Below are 14,814 nucleotides of genomic sequence, written 5' to 3'. Positions count from 1 at the left end.
GCACAGTTTTCGATGAACTGTAAGTAGAGTTTATAAATATTTATTAACTTAGCTTAATAATCGATCATGGTTTTATGAAAAGAGCAGTACTCACTATCTTATTAATTTTTGCTTTTGGAACTACACAGCTTCGTGCTGCAGTGGATTTTTCCTCAGATAGTCCTGCGATACAATTAGAGTTGTCGAACGATAACGATTATTTTCAAGATAAAAACTTTACGATTTCACCTAATCCTTCTAAGGATAGATTGAATATTAGATTATTAAAGTCATCAGAAAACACCACGATAGAGGTGTTTGATGTTTTAGGAAAGCGTGTTCATAAAAGCAACATTACACAATTAGAATCTTCAATTGATGTGTCGCGTTGGAAAACAGGAGTGTATCTTGTTAAAATTTCAAACGAAAAAGAATCGCATACCAAACGATTTATTAAGCAATAACATAATTAGTATTACTAAAGAAATAAGCTAAAAGCTGCTTCAGTTCCGATGATTATTGGAAGAAGCGGCTTTTCTATTTAAAATCAATTTTAACGCGATAATCCTTCAGTTTTTCTAAATGGTCGTCTAAATTTTTATAAAGATTGTCTAAATCATCACTGCGTTTACTGTCACTTTCACGTCTTATAATTGACTTAATAAAACGTTTCGCATCCATTTTTGTGGTTAATCTTAAACCTGGAACGCTAACGGTTTTACCAGATTCATCAACTGCAACCATGGTGAAATAAGATGAATTACAATGTTTCTTTTTGCCTGTTCTAATATTTTCAGATTCTACACGTATACCAACTACCATAGAGGATTTTCCGACGTAATTTACGGATGCTTTCATCGTTACTAATTCGCCAACTTCAATAGGATTCATAAAGTCAACTTTGTTTACGGAAGCGGTTACGCAATAACTCTGAGAATGCTTAGCAGCGCAAGCATAAGCAATACGGTCCATTAAACTTAAGATGTAGCCTCCATGAATTTTTCCACCAAAATTGGCATTAGATGGAATCATTAATTCCGAAATCTGTATTCTTGAGTCTTCTGTGGTTTTAAACATAATTTTTAAGATTTAGGTAAATCAGGCTCGTAACAATGGCAATGCCAAAGCTAATTAATGTGCCTATTAAAATGTATTCTGTTAATTTTCGTTCTTTTGAAGCCGTGAGGTCACCAAATCTAAAAACAGATTTCGCAGTGATTAAAAATCCTACAGCTTCCCAGTGGTTGGTAACAATAAAGATAAAAACTAAAAGACGTTCTAAAACACCAATATATTTTCCGGCATCCTCTAAAGAGGCATTGTCTTTAGTGAGTTTAGAAATGTTCCACTTAGAAAAAATAGTTTTCATTATGATGGAAGTCGGTGTGGTTAAAAATGCCGCCGAAATCACCAACAACAAGAAGGTTGAATTTAAAGCGATATTTAATTCAAAAGTATCACCATATAATAAAACGATTAAACCAAAGATGGAAATAACATGTAATAATTGATCTATAAAAAAGAAAAGGCGCTTAGTTTTTTTACGCTGAAAGCTAAGTTTTGATGCATCGATAATTAGATGCAATAAACCAATACTCAAGATTAATGGAGTATAAGTAACATCCCAGACCAATAAAAACATCAGAGCAAGGTGCACTGCAACATGCACATAAAGCCAAACCGATTTTAGTTTCTTTTTTTCTTTGTCTTTTACCCATCGTTGCGGTTGCAGAAAAAAGTCGCCCATAAGATGTGCTAAAAGCAATTTTAAAATGATTGGTATCATAGTAATGTGGCTATTTTTTCACGGTATAAGGTGTCTAATTCTAAAATTTCATCTAAATAAGCCCGTTTTTGCCGTTTACTCACGGCATCTTGGCTAATACCGATGAGTTTCGCTAAATGAGATTGAATCATAAGAGGATGTTCTAAACTTAACTTTACAATTTCTGCTGAGTTAGCCGTCCAATTATCCATGGCAATTAGTGCCAATCTAAAATAAAGATTTATTTCTTTATTTAAGGCGGCATTACTCGTTTTTAATTTTAGATTTTGCTTGTTTTTTTTTAGTGTTTCAAACGTTTCTCCAGAATAGAGGAATGCTTCACCATTAGATTCACTTACGGAATTTCCATGATACGCTTTACCACCTATACCAATAGACATGCGTGCATCAATACCTTTGGTAGATTTTAAAAAGGCTTTGATATAAACGGCTGTTCTAAAGCTGTCTTCAATATTTTGAGATTCTAATTGAAAACTATCACCTCTATAAATATCATAAAATGAAGCGTCTTTAGATAACTGCGATAGGGCAGATTTTAATGGGTTAAGCCATAAATCTTCGCTGAGCGCTTTTCTCGATTTAATAATATCACCTGTAATTACACTGGTCATTTTAATACTATTTACCACAAATATATGCCTTTAAAACGGAATAAACAAAATTATGCCTTTAAAATGGAATAATTTAAAATATGCTATGTTTAGGGCATATTTTAGAAATCATCTTCAGCAGCGCGTTTTATAATACTTTCAGGTAAGGCTTTTTTAGCTTTAGCACCCATTTTTTTGATCTTTTCCACACGCGAAATCAGATTCCCTTTACCGTCAACTAACTTATTCATGGCAGCAGAATAGTCCGTTTTGGCAGCATCAATCTTTTTGCCAACTCCTGTGAGGTCGGTGACTAGACCTTCAAATTTATCGTACAATGCACCAGCTTGTTTGGCAATTTCTAATGCATTTTGTTGCTGCTTTTCGTTATTCCACATAGAATCTATGGTACGCAAAGTCGCTAAAAGGGTAGAAGGAGTAACGATGACGATATTCTGCTCAAAGGCTTTATTGTATAAGGAATTGTCTTCATTTATAGCCACAGCAAAGGCTGGTTCTATGGGAATAAACATCAATACAAAATCGGGTGATTCAATATCATATAAGTCTTGATAGTTTTTAGCCGATAACTGATCCACATGTTTTTTAATAGAATTAACGTGGGCTTTTAAGAATAAAGCCCGTTGCTCATCTTCAGAATTTACAAATTGTTCGTAAGCCGTTAGTGATACTTTCGAATCAATAATCATTTTCTTAGCATCTGGCAGATGTAACACCACATCTGGCATGACACGTGATCCGTCTTCGCGCTGAAAATTTTGCTGTACAAAATACTCACGGTCTTTTTCTAGTCCAGATTTTTCCAACACACGTTCTAGTACCAATTCGCCCCAATTCCCTTGGGTTTTACTATCACCTTTCAATGCTCTGGTAAGATTTGTGGCTTCTTTTGCCATTTGTTGGTTCAAGTCTTTTAAACCTAAGAGTTGCTCTTTTAAAGCAGAATGCATGCTGATACTTTCTTTTTGTGTATCGTCTACTTTTTTCTCAAAGAGTTGAATTTTTTCTTGAAGTGGATGGAGTATGTTTTTAATATTTTCTTTATTCTGAAGGGTGAATTTTTCAGATTTTTCATCCAAAATTTTCGATGCCATGAGTTCAAAATCCTTTCGCAATTGTTCTTGTTGTTGGCCTAATTCTTCATCACGTTTTATATTTTGTTGTTGTAGATTTTCAAATTCTGTATTACGTCTGGACAATTCTGTATTTAAAAAATCCTTTTCTCGTCGGATGTCTTCGCGTTCTGTTTCAATTTTAGAAATATTAGCTTTTAAATCGTCTAGTTGCTGATTAAAATACTGATTTTGTTTTTGGTTTTCAGCTTCAGAAAATTGCTTAAATTCAGTAAACTGCTGTTGCAAATTAGTGTTGCGTTCTTCCAGTGTACTTTTATCGCTTTTACTTTTTAATTGCGAAAATTTAAGACCTATAAATGTGCCAATTATGCCTGAAACAAGAATGGCAATGAAAAGAATTATGGTGTCGTTCATGTTAAAAATTCAAATTTCTCAAAGATAATCGATAAAGTGGAAATTGAAGTTGAAAATGAAAATGAAATTGAAGCTCAAAGCGGGTAGCTGAATTTCTAGGTGTTCATTTAAAGCCGCAAATAATGAGTAGGTAAAAAATCCGTGTCAATCCGTGAAATCTGTGTCAAACTTTTTCCTCTGTGAATCTCTGTGTAACAACCCACGTCAAGTTGCTAAGTCGCAAAGTTGTGCGTTCCGATTAGTTTAAATTAGTGGAATTGGTGTCTTTTTTTCTCAGTGAATCCTCTACGAATCTTCGTGTAATAATTCATGCCAAGCCACAAAGCCTAAACTACGCAAATAATCCGTGTAAATCCGTGAAATCCGTGTCAAACTTTTTCCTCTGTGAATCTCTGTGAATCCTCCGTGAATCTCTGTGTAACAACCCACGCCAAGATGCTAAGTCGCAAAGTTGTGCGTTCCGATTAGTTTAAATTAGTGGAATTCATGTCTTTTTTTCTCAGTGAATCCTCTGCGAATCTTCGTGTAATAATTCATGCCAAGTCACAAAGCCTAAACTACGCAAAGAATCCGTGTAAATCCGTGAAATCCGTGTCAAAAAACCTCACATCAAATTATGGTATTCTTCAATGAAAATCACCAATAAAAGCAGCTCCCTAAAAACCCTTAATGCATTACCAAAAATTCTCAACTTATCACTACCTTTGATGCTTCAAAAAAATCAAGATAAATGGCACTTTCACCACTTAATGCAATTTCACCAATTGACGGTAGATACCGTTCTAAAGTCGAAAAATTAAAAGATTACTTTTCAGAAGAAGCACTAATTAAATACCGTGTTTTAGTAGAGATTGAATATTTTATTGCGTTGTGCGAATTGCCACTACCTCAGTTAGAAGCGGTGGACCATTCTGTTTTTGAAGATTTAAGATATATCTATAACAATTTTACCGAAGTAGATGCTGCTGCCATAAAGGAAATTGAACAAGTAACCAACCACGATGTAAAAGCGGTTGAATATTATATTAAAGATAAATTTGATGCCTTAGATTTATCGGCTTATAAGGAGTTTATTCATTTCGGATTGACATCTCAGGATATCAATAATACTGCGATTCCTTTGAGTATCAAGGACGCGATGAATGATGTTTATGTACCTGAATATTTTATACTTTTAGAAAAAATAGAAGACTTGGCGAAAGATTGGGCACACATCCCAATGCTAGCCAGAACGCATGGCCAACCAGCTTCGCCAACGCGTTTAGGTAAAGAATTGTCTGTTTTTGCGGTGCGTTTAAAAGAGCAATTTAATTTACTGAACGATGTGCCAAGTGCTGCTAAATTTGGTGGTGCCACTGGTAATTTTAATGCACACAAAGTCGCTTACCCAACTATTGATTGGAAGTCGTTTGGAACAAAATTCGTTCATGAAAAATTAGGCTTACAGCATTCGTTTCCAACCACACAGATAGAACATTACGATCATGCAGCGGCTTTATTTGATGCTTTAAAGCGTATTAATAATATCATTATAGATTTAGATCGTGATATCTGGACGTATGTGTCTATGGATTATTTTAAGCAAAAAATTAAGGCTGGTGAAGTTGGCAGTTCTGCGATGCCACATAAAGTAAATCCGATTGATTTTGAAAATAGCGAAGGCAATTTAGGTATCGCAAATGCTATTTTTGAACATCTATCCGCAAAATTACCAATTTCTAGATTACAACGTGATTTAACAGATAGTACCGTTTTAAGAAATGTTGGTGTACCATTTGGTCATACCCTTATTGCATTTAAATCTACAGTAAAAGGTTTAGGGAAATTATTACTGAACGAACCTAAATTTGCGCAAGATTTAGAAAACAATTGGGCTGTAGTAGCTGAAGCCATACAGACGATTTTAAGACGAGAAAGTTATCCAAATCCTTATGAAGCTTTAAAAGGATTAACAAGAACCAACGAAGCTATTACGCAGAATTCTATTTCCAACTTCATCGATACCTTAGAAGTGTCAGACGCAATTAAAACAGAGTTAAAAGCTATTACGCCTAGTAACTATACTGGTATTTAATCCTATTGTGTTTTGAAGTTCATTCCAACCACCAAAGATAGTTTGGCTTTAACAGGTGTTGCGTTTATAGCCTTAGGCTTCTTTGTTGCTGGCTTGTTTAATATACTCGATTATTTTATGGTTAAACTACTCTTATATTTTGGATTGGCGTTTATGTTTGCTCTGGTTATCCGTTATGCCATAAAAAATGACTCAAAAAAGAATCGCTTTGAAGACGAGCGTCAAAACGATTCATATTAACATTTAAATAAAAGTCAGTTTATTTAAATTTCTTTAGTTAAAAAACGCCTTTAAATCTTTGAGTTGATCTTGGTCATAGTCTGCATCTTTTAATACAGACGCTAAGGACATCATTTTATTAGCACTCATATCATCACCTAAAACTCTGGCAATCATAAAGCCTTTGTTGTTTGAATGTCCAAAAATGATGAGCTCGTCAATATTTTCAACATCACCTAAAAACTTTATCACGAATTTCCCGTCCGTAGAATTACCACCTCGCATTAATTCTTCATACTTCGGATTGTCTAAAATGGTTTTTACCTTTTCTAATTCTGTAGTATAAATATCTACTTCAGTATCGGCTTTCATAAACGTGAGTATGTTTAACTTATCCACAGATTCGTAAGCATCTTCTTGTTTTTGAGTCATTTCAACCTTTTTAACGTCTATAAAACTCGTTGGCAAATCAAACGAAGAAAAACCTGGTTTTAATTCGTTATCGACATAATAGGTTTGTAATGTTGGCTCTTGATTACAACTGGTAACCATTGCTATTAAAAGTAATAGGACTGCTGATTTTTTGATTGATTGTATCATTTTTAGTGTTTTTTAGAGTCTATGCGCTACACTATGTATCATTTTAACAAAGGATAAGGTGTAACGCATGATTCTGTTAAGGTGTTTAGTTTTTCTTTTCCGTTGCTTTTTTCAATTGTTCACCACCAGGAATATCCATTTGATCTGTGATTTTAGAAACTTGCCTTAAATCGATATCTCCAGTTAATGTCATTACGATAGTTTCAAACTCACGCTTTTTACCATTGACTTCAATGTTTTGACCTTTAGTCATTTCTTTAAGACCAGAAATGACCATCAAGAGTTCTTTAACGTGGTTATCATCTTTACCTTCTTTCACATAAAATTTAACGGTTTGGTCACCATCTTTAATACGCATCAGCTCTTCTAAATCTGCTGATTTTAAATACTGAACTACGGTGGCATTCATGTCTGCAGATATTTTTGCGTTACCAGTGGTAAATACTTTAAAACTGGTTATGTTGTTAGCCATTTTTCCGTATTCTTTCATTTCTGGGTCGTCCATGTCAACTCCCATTGTGGCTAACATCTTAAACATTTTTTGATTAAGAATAACGGATGTGACGTCATCTAAATCTTCAAATTTGTCAAATACGCTCTGGCTAAATCCGGTTACAGAGATAAGCATTATGGCTACTAGTGTTATAATTTTTTTAGTCATGATTTTTTTGTTTTTTAAATAGTTGTTATTATTTTTTGTAGGTGTCATACGTTCTTGTTTTTAATGGTTGTTTCTAATTCTTTAATAATTTTTGTGTTGTTTTACTAAATTGTGTTACATGGCTTGCTTTTTCAATACCCATATTAAAATTTTCAGAAGCTAGATCTAATACTTTTAGACTAGACGTACCCTCATTAAAATTATCTGATAGCATGGCTAATGCCTGTTTCGTTTCTAAATACAATTGTTGTTCTTCTTGCGAATAATCTGCAAGTGTTTTTGGGCCATCATTCCAATTAGGAATAAAAATACCAAGCATTAAGAGTGTTACAGCTGCGACAGAAATCCATGAATACAATGTTGTTGTCTTCGTTTTTAATGGAACGTCCTTAGTGTATTGCTCTTTTTTCGCCTCTAAAAAGTATTGAAACATAGGTTTGTAGTGTTCTAAATGAGCTGCTACATCGTCGCTTTCAAAATAGGCTTTCAATTGTGCTTCTTCGTTTAGCGTCGTTTCTGCATTCTGATACTTTTCTAATAATGCTTCTATATTATGTAATGCCATGCTTATGCGTGCTTGTTAATTTTTCTCTTATGGTTTTTCGTGCTCTCGATAAATTCACTCTAATTGCCGTTTCATTCATATCTAGCATTTTTGCTATTTCTGCGAATTCATAAGCTTCAATATCTCTTAGTTGTACTATTATTTTTTGTTGTTCTGGTAGATCTTCCATTATTTTAGAAACCCAATCCACACTATCTCTTGTTTCAACCTGTTTTTGTAATGATGCATTGTGGTCTGTGTAATTACTATGTACAATTTTTAAATTTTGTGCTTGTTTCGATTTTAATCGATCGAGACAAAAATTCTTGGTCATCGTCATTGAAAAGGCTTCTACATTTCTATAATCTTCAATCTTTTTGTTATGTTTCCATAGTTTCAAAAGTATTTCTTGTGTGGCATCTTCGGCTTCTTCGCGCGAAACCAGTAGACGTTTTGCTAAACGGAATACTTTATCCTTAAATGGCATTACTAAGCTTACAAAATCTGCTTGCTTCATTACTGTTTTGATTGATTGTTGAAGTCGGTTGTTATGCGCCTTCATTATTACGACGATAGAGTTTATATTTTGTTACAAAGATTTTTTTATTTTACAATATTGTAAGTAAATTTAGAGTTTTACAGACTAAAAGGGAAATTGTTATATTATAAAGAAAAAATAAGCTTATGAAAAATATGAAGAATTTAATACTGGTTTGCATTGCCGCCTTTGCTTTAACAAGCTGTTTTGAGGATAGGGATGATACTGCTGTATCAGGAGGTGATATTAAAGATTTTGTTTGGAAAGGCATGAACGCGGTTTATGTGTATAAGGATAATATTGCAGATTTATCAAATGATCGTTTTGATTCTAGCGAGACTTACAGTAATTACTTAAATAGTTTTGAGTCGCCTGAGGAACTATTTGAATCATTAATTTACGAAGAGCAAACTATTGATGAATTTAGTATTATTGTTCCTGATTATATACAATTAGAGCAAGTCTTACAAGGCACAAGTTTAAGTAATGGTATGCGATTTGGTTTGGTAAGGTTGCCAAATGAAACTTCAGATATTATTGGATATGTACGCTATGTATCTCCGAATACTGATGCAGCAGCAAGTGGTGTTATTAGAGGTATGATTTTTAATAGAATTGATGATACTATTTTAACCGAAAATAATTTTAGCGATCTATTAAGTGCAACAACTTATACCATCGGTTTAGCAGATTATGATAATGGCGGCACACCTGATGAGCGTGAAGATGATGTTATTTCCTCAAATACGACTGAAATTACGCTTACAAAAGCAGAATTTACAGAAAACCCAATTTTAACCCACAATATTCTTAATATCAGCGGTAGTACAATTGGTTATTTAATGTATAATAATTTTAGAATTGGTGATGCCAATCTTAATGAATTGAATGCTATTTTTTCAGAATTTCAATCTGCAGGAGTTTCTGATTTAGTTTTAGATTTGCGTTATAATGGCGGAGGAAGTGTGAGCACAGCAATTTGGTTGTCTTCTATGATTACAGGACAATTGACAGGTGATGTTTTTTTTAAACAAAAATGGAATAGCGAGATACAAGCCTCCAGAGAACAAAATGATCCAGCATCTTTAGAAAGTCGTTTTGTAGACCAGATGATTAAAAGAGACAGTGACAATAATATTACTTACCAGCAAAATATCAACAGCTTAAATCTAAGTAAGATTTATATTATTACCACTGGAAGCAGCGCTTCTGCAAGTGAATTGGTAATTAATGGTTTAATTCCTCATATTGATGTTGTTCAAATTGGAGGAACAACTAGAGGGAAACCTCAAGCATCGATTACCATTTATGATTCTCCTAATTTAGGAAGGCAAAATGCGAACCCTAATCATAGGTATGCGATGCAACCATTAATCTATGAATCTGAAAACGCAAACGGCTTCTCCGAGTATTATGATGGTTTAGGACCAAGTTTAGGATTTAGTATCTCAGAAAATTTTGACGACCTTGGTGAACTCGGAAATGAAGAGGAACGTCTATTAGCAGAAGCAATTGCAGATATTACAGGCTTAAGTCGTGCTGCAATTACTGAGCAACGACCAGTAAAACATTTTGATCACAAACGTTTTGAGCATCCTTTTATCTATGATATGTTTGATGACAGACCATTGATTTTTAATAAGCTTAATCCATAAAATCAGATTGAAATTTTTGAATAAGAAAGCCGGTTTTACATTTAGTAAAAGCGGCTTTTATTTAAGTAGTAACTGAAATTAGGGCTAATTAAAGTAAATCCCACCAGGAATAATTCCTAATTCTGTTGAGTTAGATAGGCTATTTGTGTTTAAATCGTACGCTGAAAGTGTACCATTACTTGCAAAATCTACTGCGTCAACTCCATATAAAACTGAGTCTTTAATCTCCATTCCATAAAAATTTAATCCAGTTAATTCAGTAACTGTAGGCAATTGTGTAGCTGTACTATTCATTTTATAAACACTACCAGACATGTAATAGTATAGTATTCCATTTTCGGCTACTAAATAATTAGGATGCTCAGTAACGGCAAAATCAATAGATACAATGCTATTATCAATAGTATTAATTTTAGATAATTTACCACCTGTTTCTTCACCTGTCCATGATGGTTTTCCACCAGCTAAAACCCAAAGGTTTCCACTAGAATCTAATTGTAAAGAATTTGGCACATCTCCTACATTGATAGTCGAAGAAACTGTATCTGTGTTAGAGTTTACGATGCTAATAATATTATTTTGACTAAATCCGCCTTGATGAGCCACATAAATAGTAGAACCACTAGCAATAATTTCTTCAGGACCTTCTTCTACGACAATAGTTTGGTTAGATATGGTGTTGGTAGTTAAATCTATAATGGCTAAGTAGTCATCAGTAGCAACTCCGCCATCTCCCCAATTTGTAACATAGCCTTTGCTATTGGCAAAAGCGATATATCTTGGATTATTTAAGCCAGAATCAATTGTAGCTACAGACTCAAAAGTATATCTGTTAACCACCTCAATTTGGTTAGATCCATTAATTATAATATAGGCCAAATCACCATTAAAAGCCATACTCTGAGCGACATTCCCTAAAGTTCTATCATTCACATTAGAAAACACATTATTTTCTATAGTACTAAAATCATTAGAAACATAAGATACAGTTCCAAAGCCTCCTGAAAATTGACCTTCGTGTGAAATAAGAATGCCATTTTCATAATCGCCAAGTGGTAATGGTGACTGATTAACAGCATCGTCATTTTCGCAAGATGTCAACATAAATGTAATTGATAATAACACTAATAATGTAAGCTTTGTTGTACTCATAGTTTTAAAATTTAAGGGTAAGATTAATATTAAAATTTCGGTTTGGCATTGGTCGCAATGCTATGTTTTCGTAATAGGTATTGTAAATATTATTAATTCTGAAATCAGCGATATAGCTGACTTTTTTTGTTGCGTCTAACGTATAAGAAATGCCAAAGTTGCCAACATCAAAGCTTTCTAAATCGCCTCCAATAATCGCGACTTCTCCGTTGTAGAGGTGCTGATAAAACATGGTAAAAGCCTTATAATTATAAGATAGTGATGCATTTGCTTTGTGAATTGGGACATAGAAAAGTTGCCTTTGTTGTTCTAGATCTTCAGTTTCAGTATATGAATAGGCTGAGGCTACTGAAAAAATGTGTTTTCCAAAGTTTTGGGTAATTCCTAGTTCAGCTTCAAATCCATAATGCTCGGCATTGGCTACGTTTACAGGACTCCAATAGCCAAGCAAAGTGTTTGGTAACCATTGAATAAGATTAGAAGTTTCTATGTAAAAGGTATTCAGTTTAAAATTAAAATTTTTAAAGGTCAGCACATGGCCCAAATCAAACTGAAACGATTCTTCGGGTACTAAATCTAAATTTCCTACTGGTTGCCAGTATAAATCATTAAACGTTGGTACTCTAAAGTTTTTAGATGCATTAAAACGCAACGTATAGGGTTTTAGCACTTGGTAACTGGCATCTGCAGAGAAGACGAACGGACTTTCAAAATCAGAAACCACATCTTTTCTAACATTTAAATTGTATTCTAATGTTTTGGTTGCCCTATGATTTAAAATCGCAGTAGCGGAAAAGGCATTACGTTCAGGATCTACAAAATTATTGCCAGTTGCTTTAATCTGGCTGTAATCTGTGATGACGCTGATGCCAATAGCGTCTGAAAGCTGTCTTTCATAACGATGCTTAATTAAAAAGGTATTGGCGCTTCCTTCAGAGGTGTAATCTAAATTTTTATTTTCAAAATATCTAAACTGTTCTAAAAGATGTACTACTTTTAAACTAGAGGTATAGGTTTCAGAAATACGCGTCCATTCTAACATTGACCTGTAATCTTCATTTTCGTATTTAGTTTTAGACGATGCTAAAAGTGTACCGGAAAACTCACGATCGCTTCTAAAATTTTGATGATATAATTTAAGCACATCTTTTTCAGAGAGTACATAACCCAAATTGAAACTGACATCCAAGTTATTAAACGCACCATTTTCGTTACGTTGGTCCGTGCCTAAAAAACGATAATCGTTATCAGAATCTACAAAGGCCACACCAAAATTACCAGACCACTTGCCGTTTCCAAATGAGTTGTTGTAACTACCATTTTTAGTATTAAAGCTGCCATAACCCAAACGCAGTGTATTGGTAAAATGATTTTTAAAGTCGAGATCATTAGATAAATGCACTGTGCCACCAATGGCTCCGCTACCATATTGCACACTTCCGCCACCACTTCTTATAGTAATGTTATTATAATTGGAAGACGAAACGGTATTAAAATCAACCTGACCAGTAAGCTGAGAATTAATATTTATACCATTCCAAATCACGGCAGTTTGCGATGCATTGGTACCTCTAAACGATGCCGACGACACCATACCATATCCGTTTTCTCTAAAATAGATATTAGAGTTAAAACGCAATACGTCGGTTAAGGAGGTGGCATTTTTTCTGAGTATAGAATCGTTAAGCGTGGTAATTTTGTAGCCTCGTGAATAACGTTTCAATTTCACATCACTCAATACCACTTCATCCAGACGCTGAATTGAATCAGTGGATTGTTGTGCTGGCACAGCGCTACTAAAAAGCAGCAACAGAAAAAATAGTGTTGTCTCTTTCATTATTCAAATACTTTTCTCCCGAAAGTAGTTTTGATTACGAATAATGGCAGGTCTCCTGACTCACGTCTTGCTATTTGCCTTCCCATTCCAATTTGGAACAGTGACTTGAAGTGTAATAACAAGCATCACATTACGGTGACTAAGTTTACAGTTGCGGGAACAGTTCTGGTCTTTCACCAGATTCCCTTTTAATCGACGAAGTCGTGCTGAATTTGTTTCAGTACCTCATAATGAGTGTTTAAAACAATATTCTCGACTTAATCAAACCAAAAATTCAGCGCAAAAGTAGTGTTTTAAACTAATGCAAGGCGATAAATCCTTATTTTTTCTTATTCATTTTGAAGATGAGATAAATGAACCCGATTAAAAAATGAGCAATAATAATACCAGCCACAATATATAGTGTTAAATTTGAATCGTCTCTCATGGTTTAATTTTTATCAAAAATAATCAGAAGATTTCAATCGATACGTTACAAATGTTACCTATGAAATTTATTAAAATCATCTTACTACTTCTTGTGTTAACGGCATGCAAAAATGAGCCGAAACAAGAGATGGACTTAACGACAGCAACAAAAACCTTAGACTTAAAATATGCTGAAGGTTTTTCGGTAGATTATTACGAAAACTACACGGTTTTAACCATTTTAAAACCATGGCCAAAGTCTGAAAAAACATATCGCTATGCACTCGTTTCCAAAGAGAATAAGGCAAAAACAAGTCTTAACAAAGAAGACTATGATGCCATTATTGAGAATCCTATAGAAACGATTGTAGCGACATCAACAACACATATTCCAGCCTTAGAATTGTTAACTAGTGAAGAAAGTTTAATCGGTTTTCCAGGAACGGATTATATTTCATCTGAAAAAACAAGACAACGCATTGATAACGGATACATTAGAGAACTCGGAAAAAATGAAGGTTTAAATACGGAAGTTTTATTGGAGTTAAATCCAGACGTGGTGGTAGGTTTTGGAGTCGATGGTGCTAATAAAGCGTTTGAAATTATTAAAAAAGCAGGAATTCCTGTAATTTATAATAGCGATTGGGTAGAAGCTTCAGCCCTTGCTAAGGCAGAATGGATTAAGTTTTTTGGAGTGCTTTTTAATAAAGAGAAAGAAGCTGAGGGCATATTCAACCAAATAGAACGTGATTATAAGGCTGCCAAAGCGATTGCGAAAAATGCAAAAAGTAGACCGACTGTTTTAAGTGGTGCTATGCACAAAGAGGTTTGGTATTTGCCAAATGGCTCTAGTGCAGAGGCTCAATTTTTAAAGGATGCCAATGTCGATTATCTCTGGAGTGAAACCACAGGAAATGGCAGTCTAGCCTTGAGTTTTGAAGTGGTTTTAGATAAGGCTAAAACTGCCGAATTATGGTTAAGTCCTTCGTATTATGGAAGTTTAAAACAGTTAGAGGATGCCAATCCGCTTTATACTAATTTTGAAGCCTTCAACACTAAAAACTTGTATAGCTTTGTCAATAAAACAGGCGAAACTGGTGGAGTCTTATATTATGAATTAGGTACAGCAAGACCAGATTTGGTTTTAAAAGATATAATCAAAATTGCACATCCTGAATTATTAGGCGATTATGAACCTTATTTTTTTGAAAAATTAAAATAGATATCTGCAGACCTCACAGGTTTTTAAAACCTGTGAGG

At 34.1% G+C, this 14,814-nt stretch carries 16 protein-coding genes and 1 riboswitch; of the genes, 5 read left to right on the top strand and 11 right to left on the bottom strand.

Annotated elements, in window-relative coordinates; genetic code table 11:
* Positions 1 to 74: 74 nt before the first annotated feature.
* Positions 75 to 443: a T9SS type A sorting domain-containing protein gene (locus AB8B52_RS04470; protein WP_406025654.1), complete on the top strand. Its 369-nt coding sequence runs from the start codon at positions 75 to 77 to the stop codon at positions 441 to 443.
* 73 nt (positions 444 to 516) lie between these two features.
* Here AB8B52_RS04470 and AB8B52_RS04465 read toward each other — a convergent pair whose 3' ends face one another.
* From AB8B52_RS04465 to AB8B52_RS04445, 5 genes are all read right to left on the bottom strand, one after another.
* Positions 517 to 1,056, bottom strand: a complete 540-nt coding sequence (locus AB8B52_RS04465) for an acyl-CoA thioesterase (RefSeq protein ID WP_406025652.1) — start codon at positions 1,054 to 1,056, stop codon at positions 517 to 519.
* Positions 1,049 to 1,765, bottom strand: coding sequence for a DUF3307 domain-containing protein (locus AB8B52_RS04460; RefSeq protein ID WP_406025650.1), 717 nt, complete (start codon positions 1,763 to 1,765; stop codon positions 1,049 to 1,051). Before AB8B52_RS04460 ends, AB8B52_RS04465 begins: the two co-directional genes overlap by 8 nt.
* Positions 1,762 to 2,376, bottom strand: a complete 615-nt coding sequence (locus AB8B52_RS04455) for a transcriptional regulator (protein WP_406025649.1) — start codon at positions 2,374 to 2,376, stop codon at positions 1,762 to 1,764. Before AB8B52_RS04455 ends, AB8B52_RS04460 begins: the two co-directional genes overlap by 4 nt.
* Positions 2,377 to 2,477: 101 nt before the next feature.
* Positions 2,478 to 3,866 carry a DNA recombination protein RmuC gene (gene rmuC / locus AB8B52_RS04450; RefSeq protein WP_406025647.1) on the bottom strand — a complete coding sequence of 463 codons (1,389 nt, stop codon included), beginning with the start codon at positions 3,864 to 3,866 and terminating at the stop codon, positions 2,478 to 2,480.
* A 285-nt stretch (positions 3,867 to 4,151) separates the two neighbouring features.
* A complete protein-coding gene (locus tag AB8B52_RS04445) occupies positions 4,152 to 4,295 on the bottom strand; it encodes a hypothetical protein (RefSeq protein WP_406025645.1) in 144 nt (47 codons plus the stop codon).
* A 301-nt stretch (positions 4,296 to 4,596) separates the two neighbouring features.
* Between AB8B52_RS04445 and purB the strand changes: the two genes are divergently transcribed.
* Positions 4,597 to 5,940 (top strand): adenylosuccinate lyase, encoded by a 1,344-nt coding sequence (gene purB / locus AB8B52_RS04440; protein ID WP_406025643.1) that lies wholly within the window; start codon positions 4,597 to 4,599, stop codon positions 5,938 to 5,940.
* Between the two features lie 12 nt (positions 5,941 to 5,952).
* Entirely contained in the window at positions 5,953 to 6,180 is a 228-nt protein-coding gene (locus AB8B52_RS04435) for a hypothetical protein (protein ID WP_406025641.1), read from the top strand.
* 33 nt (positions 6,181 to 6,213) lie between these two features.
* Here AB8B52_RS04435 and AB8B52_RS04430 read toward each other — a convergent pair whose 3' ends face one another.
* The 4 genes from AB8B52_RS04430 to AB8B52_RS04415 all read right to left on the bottom strand — a co-directional run bounded on the left by AB8B52_RS04430 (position 6,214) and on the right by AB8B52_RS04415 (position 8,481).
* A complete protein-coding gene (locus tag AB8B52_RS04430; protein ID WP_406025640.1) occupies positions 6,214 to 6,759 on the bottom strand; it encodes a DUF4252 domain-containing protein in 546 nt (181 codons plus the stop codon).
* A gap of 85 nt (positions 6,760 to 6,844) precedes the next feature.
* Positions 6,845 to 7,420 carry a DUF4252 domain-containing protein gene (locus tag AB8B52_RS04425; protein ID WP_406025638.1) on the bottom strand — a complete coding sequence of 192 codons (576 nt, stop codon included), beginning with the start codon at positions 7,418 to 7,420 and terminating at the stop codon, positions 6,845 to 6,847.
* 73 nt (positions 7,421 to 7,493) lie between these two features.
* On the bottom strand, positions 7,494 to 7,985 hold the full coding sequence (locus AB8B52_RS04420) for a hypothetical protein (RefSeq protein ID WP_406025637.1): 492 nt from the start codon (positions 7,983 to 7,985) through the stop codon (positions 7,494 to 7,496).
* On the bottom strand, positions 7,972 to 8,481 hold the full coding sequence (locus AB8B52_RS04415) for an RNA polymerase sigma factor (protein ID WP_406025635.1): 510 nt from the start codon (positions 8,479 to 8,481) through the stop codon (positions 7,972 to 7,974). Before AB8B52_RS04415 ends, AB8B52_RS04420 begins: the two co-directional genes overlap by 14 nt.
* A 176-nt stretch (positions 8,482 to 8,657) precedes the next feature.
* On the opposite strand from AB8B52_RS04415, the gene AB8B52_RS04410 reads away from it, so the two are divergent.
* On the top strand, positions 8,658 to 10,157 hold the full coding sequence (locus AB8B52_RS04410) for a S41 family peptidase (protein WP_406025633.1): 1,500 nt from the start codon (positions 8,658 to 8,660) through the stop codon (positions 10,155 to 10,157).
* Between the two features lie 84 nt (positions 10,158 to 10,241).
* Here the strand turns inward: AB8B52_RS04410 and AB8B52_RS04405 are convergent, their stop codons facing one another.
* Entirely contained in the window at positions 10,242 to 11,309 is a 1,068-nt protein-coding gene (locus AB8B52_RS04405; protein ID WP_406025631.1) for a YncE family protein, read from the bottom strand.
* 4 nt (positions 11,310 to 11,313) lie between these two features.
* Positions 11,314 to 13,146, bottom strand: a complete 1,833-nt coding sequence (locus AB8B52_RS04400) for a TonB-dependent receptor plug domain-containing protein (RefSeq protein ID WP_406025629.1) — start codon at positions 13,144 to 13,146, stop codon at positions 11,314 to 11,316.
* 27 nt (positions 13,147 to 13,173) lie between these two features.
* A riboswitch (cobalamin riboswitch) is annotated at positions 13,174 to 13,389 on the bottom strand.
* Between the two features lie 244 nt (positions 13,390 to 13,633).
* Between AB8B52_RS04400 and AB8B52_RS04395 the strand changes: the two genes are divergently transcribed.
* On the top strand, positions 13,634 to 14,776 hold the full coding sequence (locus AB8B52_RS04395; protein WP_406025628.1) for an ABC transporter substrate-binding protein: 1,143 nt from the start codon (positions 13,634 to 13,636) through the stop codon (positions 14,774 to 14,776).
* Positions 14,777 to 14,814 lie beyond the last annotated feature (38 nt).

The sequence above is a fragment of the Winogradskyella sp. genome (assembly GCF_045105575.1).
Classification (GTDB): domain Bacteria; phylum Bacteroidota; class Bacteroidia; order Flavobacteriales; family Flavobacteriaceae; genus Winogradskyella.
Note: the sequence above shows the minus strand (reverse complement) of the source record. Positions and strands in the feature narration are given on the sequence as shown.

Coding starts and splice junctions, on each gene's coding strand:
- AB8B52_RS04460 (WP_406025650.1), bottom strand. CDS start 1,765: ATGATACCAATCATTTTAAAATTGCTTTTAGCACATCTTATGGGCGAC.
- AB8B52_RS04420 (WP_406025637.1), bottom strand. CDS start 7,985: ATGGCATTACATAATATAGAAGCATTATTAGAAAAGTATCAGAATGCA.
- AB8B52_RS04405 (WP_406025631.1), bottom strand. CDS start 11,309: ATGAGTACAACAAAGCTTACATTATTAGTGTTATTATCAATTACATTT.
- rmuC (WP_406025647.1), bottom strand. CDS start 3,866: ATGAACGACACCATAATTCTTTTCATTGCCATTCTTGTTTCAGGCATA.
- purB (WP_406025643.1), top strand. CDS start 4,597: ATGGCACTTTCACCACTTAATGCAATTTCACCAATTGACGGTAGATAC.
- AB8B52_RS04415 (WP_406025635.1), bottom strand. CDS start 8,481: ATGAAGCAAGCAGATTTTGTAAGCTTAGTAATGCCATTTAAGGATAAA.
- AB8B52_RS04455 (WP_406025649.1), bottom strand. CDS start 2,376: ATGACCAGTGTAATTACAGGTGATATTATTAAATCGAGAAAAGCGCTC.
- AB8B52_RS04430 (WP_406025640.1), bottom strand. CDS start 6,759: ATGATACAATCAATCAAAAAATCAGCAGTCCTATTACTTTTAATAGCA.
- AB8B52_RS04395 (WP_406025628.1), top strand. CDS start 13,634: ATGAAATTTATTAAAATCATCTTACTACTTCTTGTGTTAACGGCATGC.
- AB8B52_RS04425 (WP_406025638.1), bottom strand. CDS start 7,420: ATGACTAAAAAAATTATAACACTAGTAGCCATAATGCTTATCTCTGTA.
- AB8B52_RS04410 (WP_406025633.1), top strand. CDS start 8,658: ATGAAGAATTTAATACTGGTTTGCATTGCCGCCTTTGCTTTAACAAGC.
- AB8B52_RS04470 (WP_406025654.1), top strand. CDS start 75: ATGAAAAGAGCAGTACTCACTATCTTATTAATTTTTGCTTTTGGAACT.
- AB8B52_RS04465 (WP_406025652.1), bottom strand. CDS start 1,056: ATGTTTAAAACCACAGAAGACTCAAGAATACAGATTTCGGAATTAATG.
- AB8B52_RS04400 (WP_406025629.1), bottom strand. CDS start 13,146: ATGAAAGAGACAACACTATTTTTTCTGTTGCTGCTTTTTAGTAGCGCT.